The sequence below is a fragment of the Mycobacteriales bacterium genome (genome assembly GCA_030697205.1).
Lineage (GTDB): Bacteria > Actinomycetota > Actinomycetes > Mycobacteriales > SCTD01 > JAUYQP01.
This window is the reverse complement of the sequence record JAUYQP010000016.1, coordinates 1-24581: the sequence shown is the minus strand read 5'-3', so window position 1 is coordinate 24581 and position 24581 is coordinate 1. Positions and strand designations below refer to the sequence as shown.

At 72.9% G+C, this 24581-nt stretch carries 26 protein-coding genes; 9 read left to right on the top strand and 17 right to left on the bottom strand.

The annotated features are described in order from the left end of the window. Nucleotides 1-178: 178 nt before the first annotated feature. On the bottom strand, nt 179-1105 hold the full coding sequence (locus tag Q8R60_06270; protein ID MDP3712075.1) for a DMT family transporter: 927 nt from the start codon (nt 1103-1105) through the stop codon (nt 179-181). 19 nt (nt 1106-1124) lie between these two features. Between Q8R60_06270 and Q8R60_06265 the strand changes: the two genes are divergently transcribed. Further along, nucleotides 1125-1538: a hypothetical protein gene (locus Q8R60_06265; protein ID MDP3712074.1), complete on the top strand. Its 414-nt coding sequence runs from the start codon at nt 1125-1127 to the stop codon at nt 1536-1538. A 25-nt stretch (nt 1539-1563) separates the two neighbouring features. Here Q8R60_06265 and Q8R60_06260 read toward each other — a convergent pair whose 3' ends face one another. Continuing rightward, the gene (locus Q8R60_06260) at nt 1564-2415 is read right to left on the bottom strand and encodes a PhzF family phenazine biosynthesis protein (GenBank protein ID MDP3712073.1); all 852 of its coding nucleotides are present in this window, start codon (nt 2413-2415) and stop codon (nt 1564-1566) included. Further along, nucleotides 2412-3173: a glucose 1-dehydrogenase gene (locus Q8R60_06255; protein ID MDP3712072.1), complete on the bottom strand. Its 762-nt coding sequence runs from the start codon at nt 3171-3173 to the stop codon at nt 2412-2414. The genes Q8R60_06260 and Q8R60_06255 overlap by 4 nt, the downstream gene beginning before the upstream one ends. 88 nt (nt 3174-3261) lie before the next feature. On the opposite strand from Q8R60_06255, the gene Q8R60_06250 reads away from it, so the two are divergent. From Q8R60_06250 to Q8R60_06235, 4 genes are all read left to right on the top strand, one after another. Then, nucleotides 3262-4521 carry a CBS domain-containing protein gene (locus Q8R60_06250; GenBank protein ID MDP3712071.1) on the top strand — a complete coding sequence of 420 codons (1260 nt, stop codon included), beginning with the start codon at nt 3262-3264 and terminating at the stop codon, nt 4519-4521. Beyond that, nucleotides 4514-5146, top strand: coding sequence for a DUF1003 domain-containing protein (locus tag Q8R60_06245; GenBank protein ID MDP3712070.1), 633 nt, complete (start codon nt 4514-4516; stop codon nt 5144-5146). Before Q8R60_06250 ends, Q8R60_06245 begins: the two co-directional genes overlap by 8 nt. 40 nt (nt 5147-5186) lie before the next feature. After that, nucleotides 5187-7544 (top strand): ATPase, T2SS/T4P/T4SS family, encoded by a 2358-nt coding sequence (locus Q8R60_06240; protein ID MDP3712069.1) that lies wholly within the window; start codon nt 5187-5189, stop codon nt 7542-7544. Between the two features lie 81 nt (nt 7545-7625). Further along, nucleotides 7626-8750, top strand: coding sequence for an Mrp/NBP35 family ATP-binding protein (locus Q8R60_06235; GenBank protein ID MDP3712068.1), 1125 nt, complete (start codon nt 7626-7628; stop codon nt 8748-8750). 23 nt (nt 8751-8773) lie between these two features. Here the strand turns inward: Q8R60_06235 and Q8R60_06230 are convergent, their stop codons facing one another. From Q8R60_06230 to sigE, 9 genes are all read right to left on the bottom strand, one after another. Continuing rightward, entirely contained in the window at nt 8774-9100 is a 327-nt protein-coding gene (locus Q8R60_06230; GenBank protein MDP3712067.1) for a sec-independent translocase, read from the bottom strand. Between the two features lie 41 nt (nt 9101-9141). Continuing rightward, nucleotides 9142-10491, bottom strand: a complete 1350-nt coding sequence (locus Q8R60_06225) for a trypsin-like peptidase domain-containing protein (GenBank protein ID MDP3712066.1) — start codon at nt 10489-10491, stop codon at nt 9142-9144. Between the two features lie 132 nt (nt 10492-10623). After that, nucleotides 10624-11877, bottom strand: a complete 1254-nt coding sequence (locus Q8R60_06220; GenBank protein ID MDP3712065.1) for a hypothetical protein — start codon at nt 11875-11877, stop codon at nt 10624-10626. A gap of 23 nt (nt 11878-11900) precedes the next feature. Beyond that, nucleotides 11901-12686 (bottom strand): hypothetical protein, encoded by a 786-nt coding sequence (locus tag Q8R60_06215; GenBank protein ID MDP3712064.1) that lies wholly within the window; start codon nt 12684-12686, stop codon nt 11901-11903. Between the two features lie 434 nt (nt 12687-13120). After that, complete coding sequence (locus Q8R60_06210) at nt 13121-13333, bottom strand: hypothetical protein (GenBank protein MDP3712063.1); 213 nt, start codon at nt 13331-13333, stop codon at nt 13121-13123. A gap of 1262 nt (nt 13334-14595) precedes the next feature. Beyond that, nucleotides 14596-14880, bottom strand: coding sequence for a LysR family transcriptional regulator (locus tag Q8R60_06205; GenBank protein ID MDP3712062.1), 285 nt, complete (start codon nt 14878-14880; stop codon nt 14596-14598). Between the two features lie 174 nt (nt 14881-15054). Continuing rightward, complete coding sequence (locus tag Q8R60_06200; protein MDP3712061.1) at nt 15055-16122, bottom strand: sigma-E factor regulatory protein RseB domain-containing protein; 1068 nt, start codon at nt 16120-16122, stop codon at nt 15055-15057. Further along, on the bottom strand, nt 16119-16682 hold the full coding sequence (locus Q8R60_06195; protein ID MDP3712060.1) for a zf-HC2 domain-containing protein: 564 nt from the start codon (nt 16680-16682) through the stop codon (nt 16119-16121). Before Q8R60_06195 ends, Q8R60_06200 begins: the two co-directional genes overlap by 4 nt. Beyond that, nucleotides 16679-17245, bottom strand: coding sequence for an RNA polymerase sigma factor SigE (gene sigE, locus Q8R60_06190; protein MDP3712059.1), 567 nt, complete (start codon nt 17243-17245; stop codon nt 16679-16681). The genes Q8R60_06195 and sigE overlap by 4 nt, the downstream gene beginning before the upstream one ends. 144 nt (nt 17246-17389) lie before the next feature. Between sigE and Q8R60_06185 the strand changes: the two genes are divergently transcribed. After that, nucleotides 17390-18214, top strand: coding sequence for an O-methyltransferase (locus tag Q8R60_06185; protein ID MDP3712058.1), 825 nt, complete (start codon nt 17390-17392; stop codon nt 18212-18214). A 9-nt stretch (nt 18215-18223) separates the two neighbouring features. On the opposite strand, the gene Q8R60_06180 is transcribed toward Q8R60_06185, so the two are convergent. The 3 genes from Q8R60_06180 to Q8R60_06170 form a co-directional block, all read right to left on the bottom strand. Next, a complete protein-coding gene (locus Q8R60_06180) occupies nt 18224-18550 on the bottom strand; it encodes a hypothetical protein (protein ID MDP3712057.1) in 327 nt (108 codons plus the stop codon). Next, entirely contained in the window at nt 18547-20046 is a 1500-nt protein-coding gene (locus Q8R60_06175; GenBank protein ID MDP3712056.1) for a leucyl aminopeptidase, read from the bottom strand. The genes Q8R60_06180 and Q8R60_06175 overlap by 4 nt, the downstream gene beginning before the upstream one ends. Before the next feature lie 85 nt (nt 20047-20131). Next, nucleotides 20132-20299, bottom strand: a complete 168-nt coding sequence (locus Q8R60_06170) for a DUF3117 domain-containing protein (protein MDP3712055.1) — start codon at nt 20297-20299, stop codon at nt 20132-20134. A 169-nt stretch (nt 20300-20468) separates the two neighbouring features. Here Q8R60_06170 and Q8R60_06165 point away from each other — a divergent pair, with 169 nt between their 5' ends. Both Q8R60_06165 and Q8R60_06160 read left to right on the top strand, forming a co-directional pair. Beyond that, nucleotides 20469-21260, top strand: coding sequence for a PaaX family transcriptional regulator C-terminal domain-containing protein (locus tag Q8R60_06165; GenBank protein ID MDP3712054.1), 792 nt, complete (start codon nt 20469-20471; stop codon nt 21258-21260). A 2-nt stretch (nt 21261-21262) separates the two neighbouring features. Next, a complete protein-coding gene (locus Q8R60_06160; GenBank protein ID MDP3712053.1) occupies nt 21263-22051 on the top strand; it encodes an enoyl-CoA hydratase-related protein in 789 nt (262 codons plus the stop codon). Between the two features lie 110 nt (nt 22052-22161). Here the strand turns inward: Q8R60_06160 and Q8R60_06155 are convergent, their stop codons facing one another. Continuing rightward, a complete protein-coding gene (locus Q8R60_06155; GenBank protein ID MDP3712052.1) occupies nt 22162-22632 on the bottom strand; it encodes a cupin domain-containing protein in 471 nt (156 codons plus the stop codon). Between the two features lie 57 nt (nt 22633-22689). Here Q8R60_06155 and Q8R60_06150 point away from each other — a divergent pair, with 57 nt between their 5' ends. After that, the gene (locus Q8R60_06150) at nt 22690-23304 is read left to right on the top strand and encodes a helix-turn-helix domain-containing protein (protein ID MDP3712051.1); all 615 of its coding nucleotides are present in this window, start codon (nt 22690-22692) and stop codon (nt 23302-23304) included. A gap of 180 nt (nt 23305-23484) precedes the next feature. Here Q8R60_06150 and Q8R60_06145 read toward each other — a convergent pair. Next, nucleotides 23485-24581: DUF222 domain-containing protein (locus tag Q8R60_06145; protein ID MDP3712050.1), on the bottom strand; the 1097-nt coding region annotated here is incomplete at its 5' end.

The window sequence follows — 24581 nt, the reverse complement described above, 5'->3', positions numbered from 1 at the left end:
CGATGCGCCGCAGTCTTGGACTTCGCGACCTTCTCCAGCGACTCTCGCTGGCCCTGCGACATCACCAACGAATCGGCAGCTGCGGTCATCTACGAACACTATCGCAGAACTAGTTACTCAAATGCGCGACACACCACTAGCTGTGGGAAGCACCACAGTCGGCCCGGACGCCCGAGGGCTACTCGACGGGGACGCTCGGCTCGACCTCGCGGCTGCTGGAGCGGATGACGACGGCAAGGCCGGCGAGCAGCAGGACCGCGGCGGGGATCGCGAGCAGCGGGACGCCCTGGCTGAGGAACAGCGCCGCGACCAGTGCCGCGCCGGGGATCTCGAGCAGGATCGACAGCGACACGACCGTGGGGCTGGTGGAGCGCAGGACGAGGTTGAACAGCGTGTGGCCCAGCAGCTGCGCACCCAGGGTGAGGGCACCGAGCAACAGCCACTCCCGGGCGGCGTAGCCGGTGAGCTGCTGGCGGCCGACGAGGCAGACCGCGAGCAGCATCAGGGCGGTCGTGGAGTAGCAGAGCGCGGTGTAGGTCGTCGTCGAGACCGAACGGCGGACCTCGCTGCCGGCCGCGACGTAGAGCGCCGCGAAGACGCCGCCGAGCAGGGCGAGCCCGTCGCCGACGAGCGCCTCGCGGGAGGTGCCGATGTCGACGCCGGTGAGCAGCAGGGCGCCGGCGACCGACAGACCGATGCCGCCCCAGACGGCCCGGCTGACCGTGACCCCCTGCCAGCGGGCGATCAGTGCTCCCCACACCGGCTGCGTCGCGACCAGTGCGGTGGCCGTCGCGACCGAGGTGAGCTGCGCGGCCGGCACCCAGGTCGCGAAGTGCAGCGCGAGGAAGAGCCCGGCCCACCCGATGAGCCGCAGCTCGCGGCGGTCGAGCCCGCGCAGCTCCGCGCGGCGGGTGAGCAGCACCGCGGGCACGAGATAGCCCAACGACATCGCGTTGCGCCAAAAGGCGATCGCGAGGGCGGGTGCGGTGATCGCCGCGATGAGCGGACCCGACGTCGACACCGCGACGAGGGCGACCGAGAGGTAGACCGCATCGACCCCGGTGGGACGCCCGAGGGCGGGGACGTCGCGCAGCGCGGTGCTCATCCGCTCTAGGGTGCCAGTCGTGAGCAGCGGGGTCGTCGCGGAGGCCACCCGACGCAGCGGGCTGGTCTGGGTCGACGGGCAGCCGGTCTGGCACGTCTGGCACGACGACGCGGCCTGGGTCGTGACCGGCGGCCTCGAGCAGCGCCTCGTCGTCGGCTCGACCGCCGTCGTCGACGTCCGCAGCCGCGACCGCCAGGCCGACCTGCTCGTCCGCTGGGTCGCCGCCGTCACCGAGGTCGCCCCTGGCTCGGCCGCGTGGGACGCGGTCGTGCCGCTGCTGCGGGCGGCCCGGCTGCACTCCCCCGACGGCGCGGCCGCACCCGAGCGGTGGGCCCGGGAGTCACGGGTGCTCCGGCTCGATCCGACCGGTGAGGAGCTCCCGGTCACCGACGAGGAGCGCGTCGTGACGACCCGCTCGCCCGGCCAGCGCTGACCTCCCCGACAGCGCAGCTGTCAGCTCAGCGGGGCGGAGGGTGGAGCTCGCCGCTCGCGACGGGGACGACGTCGCCCTCGACGGTGGCCCGCACCGCCCGCCCGCCGTCGACGGTCACGGTGCAGCGCAGCTCCGACGGCCGGCCCATCTCGACGCCCTGCGTCACGACGTAGCCGGTCGTGCCGTCACCGATCCGGCCGGTCGCGGCGAGGAAGACGCCGTAGGCGAGCGCCGCCGACCCGGTCGCCGGGTCCTCGGGGACACCGACCTCCGGGACGAAGACGCGGCTGGCCGCGGCGCCATCGGCCCAGGACGTGACCGACAGGCCGGTGCCGAGGTCGAGCCTGCGCAGCGCCGCGACGTCGGGGACGGCCTGCGCGACCGCCCCGGGGCGCACCGGCAGCACGGTGAAGTCGATGCCGCAGCCGGCCCGGCCCGCCTCGCCGTCGAGGTCCGCCTGCTCGAGGCCCACGGCGGCGAGCAGGTCTCCTGCGGGCACGACCCCGGCGTACGACGGGGTGCCTCCCGTCAGCCGCGCCCCGCCCGTGGTGACCGTCACGGGCAGGTCGCCCGCTCCGCACTCCTGCACGACGTCACCGGCCGGGATACGGCGGAGCCGGTGCAGCACCCAGGCCGCGCCGACCGAAGGGTGCCCCGCGAAGGGCAGCTCGACCTCGGGGGTGAAGATGCGCAGCCGGTAGTCGCAGCGGTCCGAGACCATCGCGAACGCGGTCTCCGACAGGTGGAACTCCCGTGCGATCGCCTGCAGCTGCGCGGTGTCGAGGTCGTCGGCGTCGAGGACGACGGCGAGCGGGTTGCCGGCGTAGGGCGTCGCGGTGAAGACGTCGACGACCTCGTAGTGCAGGGTCGCGCTCACGGCATCACGAGGCCGCCGTCGACCGGCAGGGTCACACCGGTGATGTAGGACGAGGCGTCGCTGGCGAGGAAGACGACCGCGGCGGCGAGCTCGGCGGGGTCGCCGAAGCGGCCGGCCGGCGCGAGCATCTTGACGAGCTCACCCTCCTTCGGGTCCATCTCGTCGGTCATCTCCGACGGGAAGAAGCCCGGCGCGACGCAGTTGACGCGGATGCCCTTGCGCGCGGTCCACTGCGCGGCCAGGTCACGGGTCAGGCCGATGACGCCGGCCTTCGACGAGGCGTAGGCCGCCTGCGGCAGCCCCATCGAGCGCAGGCCGAGGACGCTCGAGAGGTTGACGATCGCGCCTCCGGGCCGCGCGACCCGGGCGAAGGCCTGCGCCATCCAGTAGGTGCCGTGCAGGTTGACGTCGACGACCCGGGAGAACTGCTCGGGAGTCTCCCGGGTGCCGGGGACGGCGCTCGCGACACCGGCGTTGTTGATGAGCACGTCGACGCCGCCGAGCTGCTCGACCGCGGCCGCGACCAGCGCGGTGCAGTCCTCGGGCTTGGTCACGTCGGTCTCGATGCCGATCCAGCGCCGACCGGCCGCCTCGACGAGGGCGCCCGTCGCGGGCAGCCGGTCGACCCGGCGGGCACCGAGCGCGACGTCGGCCCCCGCCTCCGCGAGGGCCTGGGCGATGGCGACGCCGAGCCCGGAGGAGGCGCCGGTGACGACGGCGACCTTGCCGTCGAGGCGGAACTTGTCGAGCACGGTCACGGGGTCCTCCTGGACACGCACGGGGGGTCGGCTGCGTGCGTCGGATGATGCCCCAGGCCGGGACTGCCCGCGGCGGTAGCCTCCCCGGGTGAGCACCGCCACCCGCGTCTTCGTCGCACGGGTCGCCGGGCTGCTCGTGTTCAACCCCGACGGCGACCAGGTCGGCCGGGTCCGCGACGTCGTGGTCGCGCTGCGGATGGGCCGCGACGCCCCGCGCGTGCTCGGCCTGGCCGTGGAGATCTCGGCCCGTCGCCGCATCTTCGTGCCGATCGGCCGCGTCACCTCGATCGACCCCGAGGCCGTGCTGCTGTCGACGGGCACGGTGTCTCTGCGCCGCTTCGACAAGCGCCCCGGCGAGACGCTCGTCCTGTCGGAAATGCTCGACCGGCGGGTCACCCTCCTGCAGTCCAAGGAGGAGGTCGTCGTCGTCGACGTCGCGATGGAGCAGACCCGCACCGACTGGCTGCTGACCCGTGTCGCGGTCCGCCGCGGCGGGCGCCGCCGCAAGGGCGAGCTCGTCCAGGTCGCCTGGGACGAGGTGTCGGGCTTCTCCGTGGAGGAAGGCGGCGAGCAGGGCGCGGCCAACCTGCTCGCGGTCTTCGAGAAGCTGCGGCCCGCCGACCTCGCCACCGTCATGCACGACCTGTCCGACAAGCGCCGCCGCGAAGTCGCCGCGGCGCTCGACGACGAGCGGCTCGCCGACGTCCTCGAGGAGCTGCCCGAGGACGAGCAGGTCGAGCTGCTCGGTGGCCTCGAGGACGAGCGGGCCGCCGATGTGCTGGAGGCGATGTCGCCCGACGACGCCGCCGACCTGCTCGGCGAGCTGCCCGAGGCCGAGGCCGCGCGCCTGCTCGAGCTGATGGAGCCCGACGAGGCCGCGCCGGTCCGCCAGCTGCTCGCCTACAGCGATGACACCGCCGGCGGCCTGATGACGAGCGAGCCGGTCATCCTCGGCGCGACCGCGACGATCGCCGAGGCGCTCGCCCGCATCCGCTCCGCCGAGCTCCACCCGGCGCTGGCCGCCCAGGTCTTCGTGGTCCGGCCGCCCTACGAGACCCCCACCGGGCGCTACCTCGGGACGGCCCACTTCCAGCGACTGCTGCGCGAGCCGCCGTCCTCGCTCGTCTCGAGCGTCACCGACACCGACATCGACCCGCTCGCCCCCGACTGCCCGCTGCCCGAGGTCACGCGACACCTGGCGTCGTACAACCTGGTGGCGGTGCCCGTCGTCGACTCCGAGTCGCGGTTGCTCGGCGCGGTGACCGTCGACGACGTGCTCGACCACCTGCTGCCCGAGGACTGGCGGGAGAGCCGCCGGGCGGACGAGCGGACCGGTTCCGGTGGCTGAGCGGCGGTCGCGCCTCGACACGCCTGCCGACCCGCGCCGCCAGCTCCGCCCGAGCTACGACCCGGAGGCGCTGGGGCGCTTCAGCGAGCGGATCGCGCGCTTCCTCGGCACCGGCCGCTTCCTCGTCTACCTCACCCTGACCGTCGTCATCTGGCTGGCCTACAACAACTTTGCGCCCGCCGACCTGCAGTTCGACCCGCGGGTCAAGAACTTCACCCTCCTCACGCTGCTGCTGAGCCTGCAGGCGTCGTACGCCGCTCCGCTGATCCTGCTCGCCCAGAACAGGCAGGCCGACCGGGACCGCATCAGCCTCGACGAGGACCGCAACCAGAACGCGCGCCTCATGGCGGAGGTGGAGTACCTCACCCGCGAGATCGCCTCGCTGCGCCAGGCGCTCGGTGAGGTCACCACGCGCGACTACCTGCGCGAGCAGCTGCGCGAGGTCACGACCCAGGTCGAGGCCGCCGTCGCCGGACCCGACTACGAGAGCCCGAGCCGGGCCGAGCGGGAGGAGCGCGAGGAGCGGGCGCGCCGCAAGAAGCGCAAGCGCCAGCGCGACGAGGCGGCCCGGCAGGAGCCGGCCAGCCTGGGCGAGCCCTTCGCCGGGGAGAGCGAGCATGGCTGACGGGCTTCACCCCAAGCCAGGTGACGCCGAAGCACCAGGAGTGAGCCCTGTCCCCGCAGTGAGTGCTGAGCCGGTCGCGGCTGCCCCGGCCGTCGTGCCGCGCGACCGCCTGCGCATCGGTGAGGTCCTCGTCGCCCAGGGCGTGCTCACCGAGGAGCAGCTCGGGCAGGTCCTGCGGTTGCAGAGCGACACACCGCCCGGCACCCCGCGCAAGCGGCTCGGTCAGGTCGTCATCGACGCCGGGCTGTCGACCGAGAAGCAGGTCGCGGAGGCGCTCGCGGGCGCGCTCGGTCTCGAGCTGGTCGACCTCGGTCGGGTCCTCGTCGTCCCCGAGCACGTCCGGCTGCTGCCCCGTGCCGTCGCTGAGCGCAGCGCGATCCTCGTCCTCGAGAAGACCGGCACCCGGGTCAGCGTCGCGGCGTCGGACCCCACCAACGTCGTCGCCCTCGACGACGTCAAGCTCTACACCGGGGCCACCGAGCTGTCGGTCGTCGTCGCCACCGACAGCCAGGTCCGCGACCACCTCGCCCGCGCCTGGTCGCTGTCGGAGGACGCCGCAGGCGTGAGCACGCTGTTCGAGGGCATGAGCGAGGACGCCGAGACCGAGGCGGAGGTCGCGGCCCAGGCCGTCGAGGCCGCTCCCATCGTCCGCCTCGTGGACGTGTTGCTCGCCGACGCCGTGCGGGCGCGTGCCAGCGACGTGCACGTCGAGCCGCAAGCCACGGACCTGCGGATCCGCTATCGCGTCGACGGCCTCCTGCGCGACGTCATGACGGTGCCGCGCAACGCGCGCGCCGCCGTCGTCAGCCGCATCAAGATCGTGTCCGGGCTCGACATCGCCGAGAAGCGACGCCCGCAGGACGGCCGCGCCAAGCTCACCGTCGACGGGCTCACCGTCGAGGCGCGCGTCTCGACGCTGCCGACCCTGCACGGCGAGAAGGTCGTCATCCGGCTGCTGCCCCGTGCCGAGAACGTCCCCCTGCTGACCAAGACCGGCCTCACCCCGTCGCAGCAGGAGACCGTCGGCCACGCACTGGTCCAGGCGCAGGGGCTGGTGCTCATCACCGGCCCGACCGGGTCGGGCAAGACCAACACGCTCTACGCCGCGATCCAGCAGGTGTCGACGCCGGACCGCAACATCGTCACCCTCGAGGACCCCGTCGAGGTGCAGGTCGCCGGCATCACCCAGGTGCAGGTGCACGAGCGGTCCGGCCTGACCTTCGCCCGCGGCCTGCGCTCGATCCTGCGGCAGGACCCCGACATCGTGCTCGTCGGAGAGGTCCGCGACCAGGAGACTGCCGAGCTCGCCCTGCAGGCGTCGCTCACCGGCCACCTCGTCCTCACGACCCTGCACACCAACGACGCGGTCAGCGCCATCACCCGCCTGGTCGACATGGGTGTCGAGCCCTTCCTCGTCGCCTCGTCGCTGTCGCTGGTCATCGCGCAGCGGCTCGTGCGGCGCCCCTGCGCGTCCTGCGTCGCCGACTACGTCCCGGCACCGCGCACGCTCACCCTGCTGGGTCTGAGCGACGAGGACCTCGTGGGCTCCACTCCCCGGCGCGGCAAGGGCTGCTCGGAGTGCGGCGGCACCGGCTACCGCGGCCGCATCGGCATCTTCGAGGTGCTCCCGGTCACGGCCGGGCTGCGCAAGGTGCTGCTGTCGTCCCCGACGGAGGCCGCGATCGGCGCTGCCGCGCGCGAGCACGGCATGACGACGCTGCGAGCGGCCGCTCTGGCCGCCGCCCACCGGGGGGAGACGACCTACGAGGAGGTCCTGCGCGCGACCCACGTCGACACGGTCTCCGGGCCGCGCTGCCCCGCCTGCTCGCGGGCCCTTGCCGACGACATGCTCTGCTGCCCGTGGGACGGCACCACCGTGTCGCGCGGGCACTGCGTCAGCTGCGACCGGGCGCTCGACGCCGAGTGGACGACCTGCCCCTACTGCCGCACTGCCGTCATCGACGTGGACAAGCGCGTCCCCGTGCCCGCTCCGGTGGAGGCCACCCTGCCACGCCTGCTCGTCGTCGACGACGACCCGAGCGTCTGCGCCTTCGTCGAGGCCGCCCTCGCCGGCTCGGCCGAGGTCGTGTCGGTCTTCGACGCCGACACGGCGCTGTCCCGGGTCGGCTCGGAGCACTTCGACGCGGTCCTCGTCGACAACGGCCTGCCCGACCTGTCCGGCGTCGAGTTCATCCGGCTGCTGCGGGGCGACCCCAAGACCCTCAACCTGCCTCTGGTGCTCTTCACGGGCACCGACTCCCCCGAGGTCGAGCAGGCCGCCCGCCGCGCCGGGGCCGACGACTACCTCGCCAAGCCGGTCGAGCCGCTGCTGCTCGAGGAGCGGGTTCTCGGGCTGGTACGACGCGAGACGCGCTCGCTGCCGACCGCTGCCGGCTGACGGACCCCACCACCGCCGGGGGGTGCGCCCGACCCGGCGCACGTAGGCTGGGAGTCGCCCTCCCCTGCCTGAAGGAACCCCGTGTCTGACGCTCTGCTGGCTGCCCTGTCGACCGTGCAGGACCCCGAGATCCGCCGCCCGCTCACCGAGCTCGGCATGATCAAGTCCGCCGAGGTCGACGCCGACGGCACCGCCCGCGTGGCCGTGTGGCTCACCGTCGCGGGCTGCCCGATGAAGGAGACGCTCACCCGCGACATCACCGCCGCGGCGCTGCGCGTCGAGGGCGTGACCACCGTGTCGGTCGAGCTCGACGTGATGAGCAGCGATCAGCGCAAGGAGCTGCAGACGCTGCTGCGCGGCGACTCCCCCACGCGCGAGATCCCCTTCGCGCAGCCCGGCTCGCTGACCCGCGTCTACGCCGTCGCGTCCGGCAAGGGCGGCGTCGGCAAGTCCAGCGTCACCGTCAACCTCGCCGCCTCGATGGCCGCCCGCGGTCTGTCCGTCGGCGTCCTCGACGCCGACATCTACGGCTTCTCGGTGCCGCGCATGCTCGGCGTCGAGCACCGGCCGACCCAGGTCGAGCAGATGATCCTGCCGCCGTCCGCGCACGGCGTGAAGGTCATCTCGATCGGGATGTTCACCAAGGACAACACCCCGGTCGTGTGGCGCGGGCCGATGCTGCACCGCGCGCTGCAGCAGTTCCTCGCCGACGTCTACTGGGGCGACCTCGACGTCCTGCTCATGGACCTGCCGCCCGGCACCGGCGACGTCGCGATCTCGGTGGCGCAGCTCGTCCCGAGCGCGGAGATCCTCGTCGTGACGACGCCGCAGCTGGCCGCCCAGGAGGTGGCCGAGCGGGCCGGCTCGATCGCCCTGCAGACCCATCAGCGCATCGTCGGCGTGGTGGAGAACATGAGCTACCTGCCGTGCCCGCACTGCGGTGACCGCATCGACGTCTTCGGCTCCGGCGGCGGGCAGGCGGTGGCCTCGTCGCTGTCGCAGCGGCTCGGTGCCGACGTCCCGCTGCTTGGCCAGATCCCGCTCGACCCGCGCCTGCGCGAGGGCGGCGACAGCGGCCAGCCGCTGGTGCTGGCCGACCCCGACGCCGTCGCGAGCAAGGAGCTGACCCGAGTCACCGAGGCGCTGGTCGGCAAGCCGCGCGGCCTGGCCGGGCTCTCCCTCGGCCTCACCCCCGCCGGGCGGTAGCCCCCGGGTCGACGCCGGTCGGCTCAGGTCGTCTCGGGGTCCCAGGGCGCGCTCTCGCCGCTGGCGAGCGCGCGCTGCCGTGGTGGGCCCGGCACGTCGTCGGGGTCGTCCTCGAGCAGGTGCTTGCGCACGAAGGTCTTCGGGTGCAGCGACGCGAGGTCGAGGTCGCCGACCTCCGGACCGAGCTCGGTCTTGAGGTCGTCGGTCAGGCCCTTGAGGGTCTTGCGCAGGTTGCGCAGCATCTTGGCGGCGTCGGCAGCGACGCTGGGCAGCCGCTCGGGCCCGAAGACGAACAGCGCGAGCACGGCGACGACGAGCAGCTCACCGAAGCCGAGGTCACCGAAGGGCACGGGACGAGCCTAGAGGGAGCGACGCCCGGGGGCGCGTCCGTTCACCGGGCGTTCTTCTCCTGGAGGACCACGTCAGCGGTCTGCGTGCGGCCGTCGCGGACGAAGGTCACCTCGACGGTCTCGCCCACCTTGTGCTCGCGGATCGCCACGATGAGCTCGTCGACGCTGCTCACCTCGGTGCCGTCGAGCTCGGTGATGAGGTCGCCCTGCTCCAGGCCGGCCTGCTGGGCGGGGCCGCCCTGCACGAGCCGCCCGATGCGGGCCCCCCGGGTGCCGCTGCCGCTGACGGTCGCCGCCTCGATGCCGATCGCGGGGTGCGTCGCCCGGCCGGTGCGGATGATCTCCTCGGCGACCGAGCGGGCCTCGTCGACGGGGATCGCGAAGCCGACCCCGATGCTGCCGCCCGAGTCACCGGACAGACCGCTGCCGCCGAGCGTCGCGATCGCGGAGTTGATGCCGATGACCTGGCCGGCGGCGTCGACCAGCGCGCCACCGGAGTTGCCGGGGTTGATGGCCGCGTCGGTCTGGATCGCGTTGAACAGCGGGATGCCGGAGCCGTCCTCGCCTGGCACCCGCACGGTGCGGTTGAGCGCGCTGATGATGCCCGTCGTGACGGTGCCGGCGAGGCCCAGCGGCGAGCCGATCGCGATCACGGGGTCGCCGACGACCAGGGCCCGCGACTGCCCCAGCGTCGCCGCCGGGTAGGTACGGCCACCGGTCATGCGCAGCACGGCGAGGTCGGTCTCGGGGTCGCGCCCGACGATCTCGGCGGTGACGTCGGCCTCGTTGGCGTCGTTGAAGGCGACGGTGATCTCGCCACCGCGCGCGGCGGACTCGACGACGTGGTTGTTGGTGAGGACGTAGCCGTCGCTGCGGATGACCACACCCGAGCCGGTGCCGCTCCCGTCGAGGCCGCGCACGCTGATGCTGACGACACTGGTCAGCACCTTCGCCGCGATGGCGGCGACGGAGCCGGGGGCCCGGTCGACGACCTGCGTCGTGGAGCCCGAGCCGAGGCTCGCCGACGGGTCGAGCAGGTCGCGCTCGCCGGTGCGCGCACCGACGTAGCCGCCGGTCAGGCCGGCGACCAGCGCCGTGGCGACGACGGCCGCGGCGACACCCAGCCCGCGGCGGCGGACCGTCGGCTGGCTGCTCGGCTGCCCGATCGTGTCGGTGGGGTAGCCCCAGGCCGGTGCGCCCGACGGCGGCGCTCCCCAGCCGGGAGCGGCGTACGACGTCGGGGCCTGCGGGTCGCCCCACCCGGTCGCAGACGAGGCAGCGGCCGCAGAAGTGGACCCAGAAGTGGACCCGGCGGGGGCGTCCTCGGGGCGGCTCCACCACGGTCCGGGCGGCGGGGTCTGCGGGGCGGTCGGGTCAGGGGTCTCGCTCACCGGTCTACCTCCAGGCACGTCAGCGTCGAGACCAGCGTCCCCGAGCGGCCGTGAAGCCCGCGTGAGCGGAGCACTCCGGCCAGGGTGGCCCCCGTCACAGGCTGACCGACGCTGGTAGGCGCGATCGACGGTCTAGCAGCGCCCGGAGAAGGCCGCTGCGCGAAGCCGCTCAGATACCTGGTGGAACTGCTCGTCCATGGGACGAAGGGGCAGGGCCGTCTTCCCGGACAGCACGTCCTGGGCGACGCGTGTGGTGGTCTCCGACAGCGCACCGAAGCCTTCCACCAGGTAGCGCGGCCCCTCGACGGCTTCCGCAGGGCGCGCGGTCCGACGGAGCACATCGGCCAGCTCCCCGCCCTCGAGGCGACCGTCAGCGAGCGGACCGGTCTTCGGGGCCACAGCTCGCGGGGCACGCGTCGCCAGTGCGGTGCCGGACGCACGCCCGCCCAGGACGGCACGGGCATGGTCGACGAGCACAGCAGCGCGCCCTGCCGTGCGGGGGGTGGCTCCCGACGTACCCCCGAAGTGCGTGCCACCACTCAGCGCATCGGGCGAGGCCGCCTGGAAGGAGAAGAGCTCTGCGGTCTCGTAGGGGCGCACGACGTTGCCGAACGCGTAGAAGGGATCTGACTCCTCCACGTGGCCCGGCAACCAGGTACGTCCAGCAGCATCCGCCCCGCCCACCTGGTAGACCTCGGGCAGCCCGTTCGGCGACACGACCGCCTCGGGCTGGTCGCTGGTGTTGCCGGAGGAGCTGAAGAACAGACGGCCCGAGGCGATGTAGGACCGCACGGGCCGGGCACCCAGGCAGACAGGGGTGTCTGCGGGCTCCGAGGAGTTGGGGCTCCGCACCGCGTAGACGCTGGTGGACGCGACATCGATCCATGCTGACTGCGTGGCCAGCCAGTCGAAGCCCGCGGGCTCGACACCGGGGATGTGCACCGCCCAGGCGCGGGGGGCCGTGCCGTAGCGCCGCCCGATCGCCGAGCTGATCACGCCTGTCGCATGGAGCCGGTCCTCGCCGAGGAAGTCCTCCTCGCCCGTGACGGAGTAGAGCAGCAGACGCGTACCTCGTACGAGGTAGAGAGTCCCCGCCTTGGGCGAACCCAGTGGCCCGGCCCGAAGCGCAGCGAGCCGGCTCGCGAAGTCACCACTGGTGGGCAGGGCGACCACGACGGGTCGGGGCATGCCCGCGGGGAGGACCAAGGGTCCCGTCAGCGCGAAGTCGTCGTGCAGCACGTTGACAGCGTCGGACTCACCGACGATGCCGATGACGGCCGCCGACCGAGCAGGTAGGGGGGACCTCGCCGTGGACGACGAGGCGACGACGACGTCCACTGCCAGGAGGCAGGCGCACAGCGCGAGCCAGGTCCGCCACGTCCTCATGCCGTGGACAACGCTCACGGCACTCATGGGGTGCGGGCCGTTGCGAAACGTGCAACGGCGGCGCGCAACACAGGCGGCGCCTCGCGTCGGAGTCGCGGTAGATCGGTATCGACAACCGAGAGAACCACGAGGTGACCGGGACCTTCCAGGATGGCGAGCAGACTGTGCACGTCCAGCTCACCACGTCGAAACCGAACCGAACCTGACACGGCAGCCGTCGTGCTGGCCCACTCATCGTGCCGCATGTCGATGACCAGGGTCGGGTCGCTCGCTGACGTGTAGCTGCGGCACTCGCGCAGTGCTCGGCGGAACTCGTCAAGGGCGCTGGCTGCGCCGTCGCCCCGGTACGCCAAGGAGTCCTGCTGCACACGCAGCCCATCCGTCCGACGGATGAGCTCGGTGGCCGCGCGGCCTGTCACGAGTCCTTGAGACTGGAAGGGACCGAAGCAGTACTCGTAGCTGGCTTGGGTGTCCTCGGCGGATCGACCGTCGAGATCGTCCCACTCCTTTCCCAGGTCCTGACGCACGAGTAGCGCGCCCTCCACATCAACGGGACGCGTCGTCGTCGCCGAGCTCGAGTCGCCACGGCTAGGCACCGAGGAGGGATCGGCACGGGGTGAGGCAGGCCCCAGGACAGGGGCGCGCCGAGCAGACGCAGACGGGACCGCCGTCGTCGTGCCCACCTCATCCTGGACCTTCGGCAGCGCGCGGCCAGGTGTCTCGCTGACACGGCTCTGGTCGAGCGCGGCCTCCTGGGCGCCACCACCGCACCCCGCCGCCCAGATCGTCGCGAGCAGGATCCAGACCACAGTGCGGCGACGTGGCGCGAAGCTACGCGCCGGGTTCATCACGATCTTCGATCGCCGCCTGCGAGAACGGCGTCGTTCGGGCGACCAACCACCCGGGAAGGCCGGCGATCACGCGCACGGGTCGATCATGATCGACGTTGCGCTGCTGTCGTAGTCGACCGTCGACTTCGTCGGATCGCTGTAGTCCACGTCGATGGTGATCGTCGGTCCATAACCCGTGACCTCGGGCCGACAGGGCAGGGGGTCCGCAGCGGCCGCTGTGCAGCCGAGGCAGAGTGCGGCGAGGGGACCCGCACAGACGACGGCGAGACGAGCAGCGGGACGGGTTGTCATCATCGTTCTCCTGCGCTTGTGGAAGTCACGTCAGGGGGATGGCCGCTGACGGGTCCGTGGACCGGAGGCCGATGGGGCCTCCGGTCCACGTTCGGTGTCGACTACGGGCAGTCGACCGACGCGCCGAATCCGCCCTTCTGCGTGACGCCGGGGCGCGGAAGGGTGTTGATCGTGACGTCCGGGCCGTAGTACGAGTGCGTGCACCCCGTGGTCGGGTTCTTGAACGTCAGCAGGGTCTGGGCACTAGCGGGGTTGGACATGAACGTCCCGGCCGCGATGCCCGTGATGGCGAGGATGGTGAGTGCGCGACGCATGTGATCTCCTTCTGGGTCCACCCGGGGATCTCCGGACCGTCGTACACGGCGGCGCACACAGGCGATTACGGGCCTGTTGTTGCACATTCCGCAACAGGCGTCACGGCACAGCCGCAGGATGACGCTCGGCGACGTAGAAGGCTCACGCGACGTGGCGGCCTCACGGGCGACACGCCGCGATCGAGGGGTGGTAGCCGACCGTGGGAAGATCGACTTCTATGACCACACAAGCGGGAAGGACGATGGGCGGGATCGCGTCCGCCGACGCTGGCCCGGTCAAGCCTGCGAAGAGGACCACAGCGAACACGGACACGGCGCCAGCACGAGACTGGAGAGATGGGTTCATGACCGGTACACGCGGGCCCTCGACAGCGCTTACAGCGCGCGCCCTCGACGATGTCTGGCGCACAGTGGAGCCCCGCCTTCGGAGGTACCTGCTCGCACGCAGGGTGCCCGCCGTCGACGTCGACGACGTCGTGCAGGAGGTCGCCCTCCGAGTACTCGTGCACAGCCCCGACTACGACGGCGCGGACGATCTCCTTCCTTGGTGCATCACCGTGGCCCGCAACGTCGCCACGGACGCGGTGCGCGCGGGCGCGCGTCGAGCGCCGGCCGATCTGACGCCCGACGTGCCGGCGGCAGACGACGTCGAAGGACAGGTCGCGGCTCGACTGGAGCTGGAGCGGACCTTGGCAGCCTTGAAGACACTGACGTTCCCTGACCAGAGGGCGATAGTCGAGGGCATCGATCAAAGCCGCCCCTCCCATGACCGAACAACATCCGTCCGCCTCTCGGTGCGGCGGCATCGTGCCCGCCAGCGCCTGCTGGCCCTCCTGGCGGCCATGGCGGCCTGGGCGTGGGGCTCCCTCCGGAGACTCCGACCTACGACGGTGGTCATGGCCGCTGGACCACTAGCGCTCGCAGCGAGCATCTCGGTAGCGCTTCCGTCGATCAGTGTCGCCCCCCCCGGCACCCGCTGCCGTGACTGCACCCGAGATGACAAGGGCACCCGCCGGCTCACTTCTCCTACCGGACAGCCCTCCCGGGTCCCCGTCCCCCACCGCTGGTGCGACCGCAACCGCACAGTGGGCTCTGAAGGCTGCGCACCCACCCAGGACTCCCTCGTTGGGGGCGTCGCTGCCCACAGGCGAAGGGGTACTGGTGCGCGCGGAGGACGAGAGCACAGACCGCCGTCGCGGCTCCCTGTGCGTCGACGGCTTTCCCGTCGTCGGGGCCAGGTGCGTCGTGATAGCCAACCGGTCTCACTCGCACCGAGGTGCGGACGCTGCCACCGCGGCGCACGCAGCGCTGTCGAAGGCGGCCACTGCGGCAAGCACGCGCCCTGCAGGCTCGATGAGCTCCTGACCCAGCGGCGTCAGACGCACCTCACCGCGAGTGCGGTCCAGCAGCGGCGCGCCCAGCTCCCTCTCGAGCTGGTTGACCAGCCGGCTCACTGTGGAGGTCGATACGTAGAGCTGTCGAGCCGCCTTGCCGTAGTGCAACCCGTTGACAACGGCCAAGAAGGCCTCCACCTGCCGTAGACGCATCCCCACTCCTCCTTCGCGTGGGTGCACGTGTCGGTCGACCAATGATTACGTGCTCTCCTGACGTCCCTGGACGCTGGAGAGGCTGAGGGGCGACCTTCCTCGACCTCGTCGCCTCCACGTCGATGGTCGGCCCTCACGCATGAGCGAGGTCGGAACAGCAGTGATGGAGGGGTGTCAACCGAAGGGGTTGATCCAGCCGGCGACCCGGCTCGCGCCCCGACCGACGCGGTCGAGCACGCCGTCGCGCGGCTGCTCGTGGGGCAGCGCGGTGACGGCGGCGCGCACGGCCTCGGCGGGCGCGTCGGACAGCAGCGTGAAGGTCTTCCCGGCCGCGGACCAGACGACCCGCTCGGGGGCGGTGTCGCGCACCCACACCGTCGCCCCGTCGACCAGTTCCTCGCGGAAACCCACGCCGGGCGGGCCGTCGAGGCTGCCCGGCTGGGCGAAGACCGAGGTCGTGGACAGCCCGTCGCTGTAGGACAGGTGCATCACGCGGTGGTCGCCACCGCCGCCCCCATCGTCACCGCCACCCCCGTCACGGGTGCGGGCGTCGACGAGGGCGAAGGCACCCGGCAGGGCGCGCGGCCAGCCGTCGTCGAGATCGTCCACCGACAGCTGCTCGCCCGGAGTCGCCTGCACCGTGCGGACGTCGACGGGAGAGCCCGTCACTCGCAGGTCGGTGAAGGCGCTGCTGCGCGTGGTGCGGCCGGCAGCGTCGTACACCTCTCGGCGCAGGACCAAGCCGCTGTCGCCGTCGACCCAGAAGCGGCCGGCGACGGCGGTCGGGTCGTCGTCGCGACGGGCCTCGACGACGTGGGCGGTACGGCCCGCGCAGCCGTCCTGCCCGGTGATCGCCAGGGCGTAGTGCTCTGCGAGCAGGCCGACGAGGCGCTCGTCGAGCAGGTCGGTGCGGACGCTGCGGGTGACCTGCTCGACGTCGGCGCCGTCGGCGGTCGGGGTGACGGCCACGTCGGTGCCGAGGCCGGGCACGTGACGCAGGCGCACCGTCCCCGACGAGGCGCGGCCGTGGCGGTAGCTCGCGACGTACTGCGTGCCGCTGTAGGTGCGGGCGCGGCCAGCTGTCACGGCTGCACCCAGCAGCGCCAGCGCATCCGCCTCCGCCTGCAGGCCCGGGCTGGTCTCGCTCGCCGGGTCGGGCAGCGGGCGGGCGGCGGCCGGGAGTGCGGGCAGGCCGAGCAGCACGGCCCCGGCACCGACGAGCAGCAGGCCGCCCCGACTCACGGGACCAGGTCGGCCGTGACGTGCCCTGCAGGCTGGACCGTGACGGGCACCTCGACGGTGCGGTTGACGTAGTCGACGACGAAGCCGTCACCGGCGGGGTCCACGGGCACGACGGCACCGCTCTGCGGGCCGCCGAGGGCGAGCAGCACACCGACTCCGAGGACGGCCAGCGAGGAGCTCACCGCGGCCCTGCGACGGTGCCGGCGCACGAGTCCGCGCAGGCCGGCGGGCGCGGTCCCGCGGGGCGCCGCTGCCGGCCGGGGTGTGCCGGTGGGGCGTGCTGTCACGCCGACCGGCCGGCCCGTCGCGAGCTGGGCCGTAGGGCGCAGATGGGTGCCGGGCGCGGGGATCGCGAGCAGCCGGGCTGAGAGGTCGGGGGCGGGCGCGGGGCCGGCGAAACCCGACAGCAGGGCCTTGTGGCGACGCTGGGCGTCGGCCTCGGCCCGGCAGGCGGCGCAGCGCAGCAGGTGGGACTGCGCGCGCTCACGACCGTCGTGGTCGAGCTCGCCGTCGACGAGCGCGGCGAGGACGTCGCCGAGCGCGGAGCAGGCCTGCGTCACGGGGCACTCACGACCGACGGGGAGGGTACGACGGGAGCCCGGTGCGCGAGGGCCTCGCGCAGCTGGGTGCGGCCGCGGTGGATGCGGCTGCGGACGGTGCCGATCTTGATGCCGAGGGTGGCCGCGATCTCCTCGTAGGTGAGGCCCTCGAGGTCGCAGAGCACGACCGCGGCCCGGAAGTCCGGCGGCAGGGCGTCCAGCGCCGACTGCACGTCGTGGTCGAAGAGCCTGTCGTCGTAGCGCTCGGCGGGGCTCGGGTCGGAGCTGGCCAGCCGCTCAGCGTCGTCGGGCAGGGCGTCGAAGCGGATGCGTGCCTTGCGGCGCACCTGGTCGAGGAAGAGGTTGGTCGTGATGCGGTGCAGCCAGCCCTCGAAGGTGCCCGGGGTGTAACTCGACAGCGACCTGAAGACCCGGACGAAGACCTCCTGGGTGAGGTCCTCGGCGTCGTGACGGTTGCCGGTCAGCCGGTAGGCCAGGCGGTAGACGCGGGCGCTGTGCAGGCGCACGACCTCGTCCCAGGTGGGCGGTGCCCAGCCGGGTGCGGGCTCGACGGGGGGATCGATGGTGTGGTCGGCGGCGTCGTGCACGGTGCGCTCCTCGTCCGGGGTCACGGTCGGGATCAGGGGGGACTGCGCGGGCGCGGTGTCCAGTGCCGTAGCGAGCACCGTGCCCTCCCTCCATGTTCGCCGTGCGGGTGTGAGCGGACTGTGAAGCGGCGGGACGATCTCGGTGAGCCGTCCGTCACTGTCGTCAACGCGCCCCGCAAGTGCGCCGTTCCCGCCCGGGGCGCCGCTAGGGTGGGTCGGCCCGCGCTCGTCCCCGCTCCCCGCTGCCAGCAGGAGGTCGCCATCGACACCCAGCAGCCCCTCGGCGAGCCCACCGGCGCCGCATCTGCGGGGTCGCAGGACCCGTCCCTCGCCGCCTGGATCACCGAGCAGCAGCCCGAGGACGCCCCGCTGCTCGCGGCCCGCCAGCGCGCGGCCGAGGTCGGTGTCGCCTCGGTCGACGCCCCGACGGGGGCCGCGCTGCGGATGCTCGCCGCGACGGTCGGTGCCCGGTCGGTCGTCGAGCTCGGCACCGGCGCGGGGGTGTCCACCCTGTGGCTGCTGCGCGGGATGCGCCCCGACGGCGTGCTCACCAGCGTCGACAGCGACGGCGAGCACCAGCGGCTGGCCAAGCTGAGCCTCACCGAGGCGGGCACCGCGAGCGGGCGGGTGCGGCTCATCTCCGGTCGGGCGCTGGAGGTCCTGCCCCGACTGTCCGAGGGCGCCTACGACCTGGTCTTCTGCGACGCCTCGCGCTCGGAGACGACCGACTACCTCGCGGCGGCGCTGCCGCTGCTCCGACCGGGCGGGATGGTCGTCTTCGCGGGCGCGCTCGCCGGCGGCCGGGTGGCCTCGCCCTCGGCCCGCGACGCCGACACGGTCGCTGCGCGCGAGCTGTGCCGCGCGGTCCGCGAGGACCCGCGGCTGGTGCCGGCGCTGCTGCCGGTCGGCACCGGCTTGCTCGCCGCGGTCCTGCAGCCCGCCTGAGCGCCGACCTCAGACCAGCGGGCCCTCGGCGCCGGTGGCGGCACCGACGAGGTCCCACTCGGTGATGCTCTCCGGACCGGCTCCGACGAGGTCGGTGACCTTCGAGGGGGCGCTGTGGAAGCGCTCCAGGAACGCCGCGCGGTCCGCTTTACTCGCCCAGACGTAGACGCCCGCGAAGGACTCGCCGGGCACGACCTGCCAGCGCTTCTCGACCAGTCCTGCCATGCCGGTGAAGCGGGCCACCGACTCGTCGCGGACGTAGTCGCGCAGGGCCTGCTCCACGCCGCCGGCCGCTCCGGCGAGCGACCAGCGCACTGTCAGCCCGACCGCCGTCACGCGCTGCGCTTCCGACCGGTCCGGGCGGGGGTGGCGAGCGCCTCGAGCCAGTGCACGAGCAGGCGTACGCCGTAGCCCGTGCCGCCCTTGGTCAGCTCGTCCTCCTCGCCGTCGGACCTGCCCGGTCCGGCGATGTCGAGGTGGGCCCAGGGCCGGCCACCGGTGAACTCCCGCAGGAACAGCGCGGCGGTGATCGAGCCGCCCTGCAGCTTGGTCCGCGGGTCACCGATGTTGCGCAGGTCGGCGATCGGGGAGTCGAGCGCGACGAGGTAGTCCTCGGTGAGCGGCATCCGCCACAGCCGCTCCCCCGACGCGGCACTGGCCGCCTCGAGCTGCGCGGCGAGCCGGTCGTCAGAGGCGAACAGCCCGGCGTGGCGACGGCCGAGCGCGACCGGCATCGCGCCGGTCAGGGTCGCCACGTCGACGATGACGTCGGCGTCCAGCACGCTGTCGGCGTAGGCGATGGCGTCGGCCAGCACGAGCCGGCCCTCGGCGTCGGTGTTGAGCACCTCGACGGTGCGCCCGCCGAAGTGGGTGATGACATCGCCGGGTCGCTGGGCGGTGCCGCTCGGCATGTTCTCCGCAGCCGCGACGAGCACGGTGACGCGCAGCGGCAGCCCCAGGTCCGCGACGGCCCGCAGCGCGCCGAGGACCGCGGCGCCGCCGCCCATGTCGGTCTTCATCGCGAGCATGCCGTCGTTGGGCTTGAGCGACAGCCCGCCGGTGTCGAAGGTGATGCCCTTGCCGACGAGGACGACGTGCGGGCCGCTGCCCCCGTCGTAGCTCGCCTCGATCACCCTCGGCGGTCGGCTGGAGCCCTGCCCGACGGCGAGGACCCCGCCGAAGCCCTCGGCGGCGAGCGCCTTCTCGTCGCGCACCGTCACGGTGAGGCCCTTGAGCAGCCTCTTCGCCTGAACCGCGAGCCAGTCCGGGGTCTTCGACAGCGACGGCTCGTTGACGAGGTCGCGGGCGGCAGCCGTGGCGGTGGCGGTCGTGACGGCGCGGTCGGCCGCGGGCTGGAGCGCCTCGGGCCGCGCGACCACGAGGGTGATGCGCGACAGGACGCGCGGCTCGGCCTTGGCCTTGCGGGTGAAGGAGTACGCCGCGAGCAGCGCACCCTCGGCGAGCGCCCGCAGACCCGCGTCGGTCAGCCCGGTCAGGCCACGCAGGTCGACGGTGAGCGAGGCCGCGCCGCGCGAGCGCCGGGCCACGGCCGCGCCGGCCTTGCGCAGCGCGGAAGGGGCGCCGTCGCCGACACCCACGAGCAGCAGCCGCTCGAGCGGAGCGTCACCGAGGACGGGGGACGAGACGATCTCGCCGGCGTCGCCCTTGGCCTTCTCGCGGGCGAGCAGCCCGGCCGCGTCGGCGAGACCGCTGTCACCGAGCACGGCGACGCTCTCGTCCCCGGCGCGGGTCGGCAGCACGAGGACGGCGGTCTCCCCCGGCGTCGCGGCGAGCGACAGCACGGGCAGGGAGGTCGAGCGGGGCGCTGCCACGGGGTTCTCCTCGAGACGATCCCGGCCGGTGCGCCGACGCCGGAGCGCCGGCAGACCGGCCGGGGGTGAGACGTGCGGGTGGGACCTAGCTGACGACTGCCTTCAGCGCGTCGCCGAGGTTGGTCGCCTCCTCGGCGTTGAGCTCCACGACGAGTCGTCCACCGCCCTCGAGGGGCACGCGCATGACGATGCCGCGACCCTCCTTGGTGACCTCGAGCGGACCGTCACCCGTCCGCGGCTTCATGGCCGCCATGGACCAACCTCCTGGTATCTGGCACGGTCGGCGAATCGACCGTGCGCGTCGTCTTGGTCCATTCTCGCGCACGTCGCGGTCGGCTGCGTGACCGGTCCGTCCGGGTGCCTCCTGCGGAGCCCCCTCGCGGCGTGCCATCCTGCCCCCAGACGGCTGGGAGGAGAGGGCTGTGGACGCGCGTTCCGCGCTGTTCGACCTCTACGGCGACCACCTGCGCACCCGCGGCGGGCAGGCGCCGGTGGCCGCCCTCGTGCGGCTTCTCGCACCGCTCGGCATCCACGCACCGGCGGTCCGTACCGCCATCAGTCGGATGGTCCGGCAGGGCTGGCTGACGGCGGTCCGGCTCGACAGCGGCCCTGGCTACGCCCTCACCCCTCGGGCCGTCCGCCGCCTCGACGAGGCGGGCGAGCGCATCTACCGGACGCGCCGCGCCCAGTGGGACGGCCAGTGGCACCTGCTGGTCGTCCACCCGCCCGCGGGCCGGGCCGACCGCGAGCGGCTCCAGGCCCAGCTGAGCTTCCTCGGCTACGGCTCGATCGGGCCGCAGACGTGGGTGTCGCCGAGACCGGCACCCGAGCTCGATCACGCCCTGTCCGACGCGGGGGCCCGGGCGGACCGCTTCACCTCGGTGCACGACGGCGACTCCCAGCAGCTCATCGCGCGGGCCTGGGACCTCGACGGCCTGGCCCGCTCCTACGCGCTATTCCTCGACGAGTCCGGCGACCTGCTCGGCGCCGACCCGGAGTCGCTCGTCGCGCACCCGGAGGAGGCCTTCGCGGCGCGCAGCCGGCTGGTCCACGCCTGGCGCAAGTTCCTCTTCGTCGACCCCGGCCTGCCGGCGGCGCTGCTGCCCGCGGACTGGCCCGGGGCGAAGGCGGCTGCATGGTTCGACGAGCAGTCGGCAAGACTGCTCCCGGCCGCGCGGACCTTCCTCGACGCGTGCCTCGACCCGGAGGAGTGAGCGTGTCCGACACCCTGCAGCTCGAGCTCGACGGCGCCGTCGCGACGGTGACCCTCAACCGGCCCGAGGGAATGAACGCCCTGACGGTGGAGCTCAAGGTCGCGCTGCGCGAGGCGCTGCAGTCGGTCGCCACCGACGAGCGGGTGCGAGCCGTGGTGCTCACCGGCACCGGGCGGGCCTTCTGCGTCGGGCAGGACCTCAAGGAGCACGTCGGCCTGCTGCAGTCCGGTGACCCGGCGCCTCTGTCGACGGTCGCCGAGCACTACAACCCCGTCGTGACCCTGCTCGCCTCCATGCCCAAGCCGGTCGTCGCCGCGATCAACGGCACCGCAGCCGGCGCGGGCCTCGGGCTCGCCGCCGCCTGCGACTTCCGCATCGGCGCGACCGGCTCGCGCTACACCACCGCCTTCACCGGGGTCGCGCTCACGGCCGACTCCGGGCTGTCGTGGACGCTCCCCCGGCTCGTCGGGTCCGGCCGCGCGACGGCTCTGCTCATGCTCGCCGAGCCGTTCACCTCCGAGCAGGCCCTCGAGATGGGGCTGCTCAACGCCGTCGTCCCGGCCGAGCAGGTGCTGCCCGCCGCGACCGAGCTCGCGCAGCGCCTCGCCGCCGGGCCGACCGCCGCCTACGCCGCGGTGAAGGAGTCGGTCGCCTTCGGCTCCGACAGCTCGCTGGTGGCCGCGCTCGCCAAGGAGGACGAGCTGCAGACCCGCGCCGGCGCGACCGCCGACCACCGCATCGCCGTCGAGGCCTTCCTCGCCAAGCAGCCCCCGGTCTTCACGGGCCGCTGATCCGCGGACCAGCTGATCGCTGGTCGACGCCGTCATGTCGGGGCCGCCCCCACCAGGGCGAACGGCACCTACCCGCTGATGGCGAACAGCGCTTGTCCACGCCCCGCCGGTTAGAACGGCGGCGGCCCCAGCAGCGTGATCCCGCCGTTGGTTGCTGCGCTCTGCCCGATGCGGTCGAAGTCGGTGACCCGCTCCGAACCCTCGAGCGGCTCACTGGCGCCGAGGTAGAAGGCTTCGCAGTCGCAGGAGGCCTGAATGGCCAGGATGCGGGCATGGGCGCTGACGACCAGGAACGCGTGCGGAACGCCGGCCGGCACCAGGACGTAGTCGCCCGTACCGAGCTCGATGTTCTCGCCATCGACGTGGTAGCGGATGTCGCCCTCGAGCACCCACATCGACTCGGCGATCGGGTGCGTGTGCAGGGGAGTGCGCTTGCCGCCGTCCATGGCGATCTCGACGAGGCTGAGCTCGCCGCCGCTGTCCTTGCTGGCGACCTTCCAGGTCCACTCCCCCCCACCGAAGAACCACGTCTTGTCGCCTTCGCCTGCCCGCCGGACGAGGGCTGCCGTCTTCGTCGTCATTGTTCGCTCCTTCGTGGGACTTGAGTACCACGATGAACGTTGCATACCATGAACGCCATGTCAACGCCGTACCTGGAGTCGGGCCGGGCCCGTCAGAAGCAGCGCACACGGGACGCGCTCGTGGAGGCTGCGCGGCGACTGATCGAGGACGGGGACATCCCTCGGGTCGAGGACGTGGCCGAGGCGTCCGGCATCTCTCGGACCACGGCGTACCGGTACTTCCCTACTCAGGCCATGCTGCTCGCGGCCGCCTTCCCGGAGACCACGCGCACGTCACTGCTCAGCGACCCAGCGCCAGCCGCGGTGGAGGATCGAGTTGGCGTCGTTCTCGATGCGTTCATCGACATCATCGAGCGGACCGAGGTCCAGCAGCGCGCGATGCTGAGGCTGTCGTTGGGAGAGCAGCCGCACGAGCTGCCATTGCGGCAGGGCCGGGCCATCGGGTGGATGACTGAGGCGCTCGAGCCGCTGCTGCCTTCGCTGGGGGTGGACGGAGTACGGCGACTCGCGGTCGCTCTGCGCAGCGTCAGCGGGATCGAGACCCGAGTCTGGCTGGCAGATGTGGCCGGGCTCGATGTGGGAGAGATCCGCGAGCTGCAGACCTGGATGGTCCAAGCACTGGTCGCCACAGCAGCGGCCGGGATGCCCGCCAACTCCGCAGAGCCATCCTGACAAGGAGAACGGCGACTATTCGTTGCGAGGACATGCCGCCTGACCTTGCCGGACAGCGCAGGTAGCGAGAGTTCTCCACCCGGTGGCAACCGCTGAGAACGCCGGCTGCCGACGCCATGTAGGGGCGGACCTCTGATTGGGCGGGCTTGTCGAGCCGGGCAGGCGCCACGGATGCCTGCCTCAGGCGGCGGGGATGAGGATGGTCCGGAGGCGGTGGGTGGCTGCTGCGGCGGCGCGGGGCTGTGGTGCGGGTCGGGCTGGCAGGGGTGGTGGCCAGACCTGCTCGGTGTCGTGATCGCTGTCGTGCTCGGCGGGTCGGAAGCCGTGCTGGTCGAGGAGCCGTCCGTCTCGTAGTCGCAGGGTCGCGCCGTCGTGGACACGGGCGTGGCAGCTGCTGGTGCCGTGGCACAGCGGGGCGCAGTTGAGCAGGTCGGTGGTGCCGCCGTGGCGCCACCACAGGGCGTGATGGAGCTCGAGACGGTCAGCAGGGGCTTGGCAGCCGTCGGTCGCGCACTGCCAGTCCCACTCGGTCATGCTCGCGAGCCACTGGGGGTGGGTGAAGACCCGGCTGCCCCGTCCGACGTCGAGCACCGCTGACTCCTGGTCGAGCACTGCCCGGGTCAACGTGGCGTTGCACAGCAGCATGTCCAGCGTGGTCTCCGCGACGGCTGACCCGTCGGGGTAGGTCGCGGGTGGGACCGGGTCCCCGAGCAGCTCCGGGGGCAGAGCGTCGGGCCCGGTGGTGTCGGTGTGTGGGAGGAGCTGCCCGTCGCGGGTGAACAACGGTTCGGTCAGCGGGTCGGGGAGCCGGGCGCCGCTGTCGGGGCACGTCACCGGCACGCCGTAGAGGTCGCGCTGGCTCTGGTGCGCAGCGAGGCGGGCTTCGGGGACAGTCACGACGACCTGCACCCCACGGCCCCGCGTGACGGTCTCGGTCCGGCTCATCCACGCGCTGGCGATCCCGACGAGCGCGTCGACGTCACGCTGCGCGGGGCTTCGGGTGTCACCTGCGGTCTGGTCGTTGCGGCGCCACGCGCTCATCGCGGCCTTCAGGACCTGACCGCTGTGCGGGTCGAGGGTCCCGATGAGGTTCCACATCCCCGCGAAGCCTTCGGTCAGGGAGGCCGTGCGTTCGGTGACCTTGTCGCGGTCCTCGTCCCCGGCTGGCTCCGGGGCCAGAGCCCGCAGGCGCTTGCCGAGCTCGCGTTGGAGCACGAGGGGGTCGGTGAGCTCCGCGAGGTCGCTGAACGCCTGCTCCTGCTCCACCAGCCACTCAG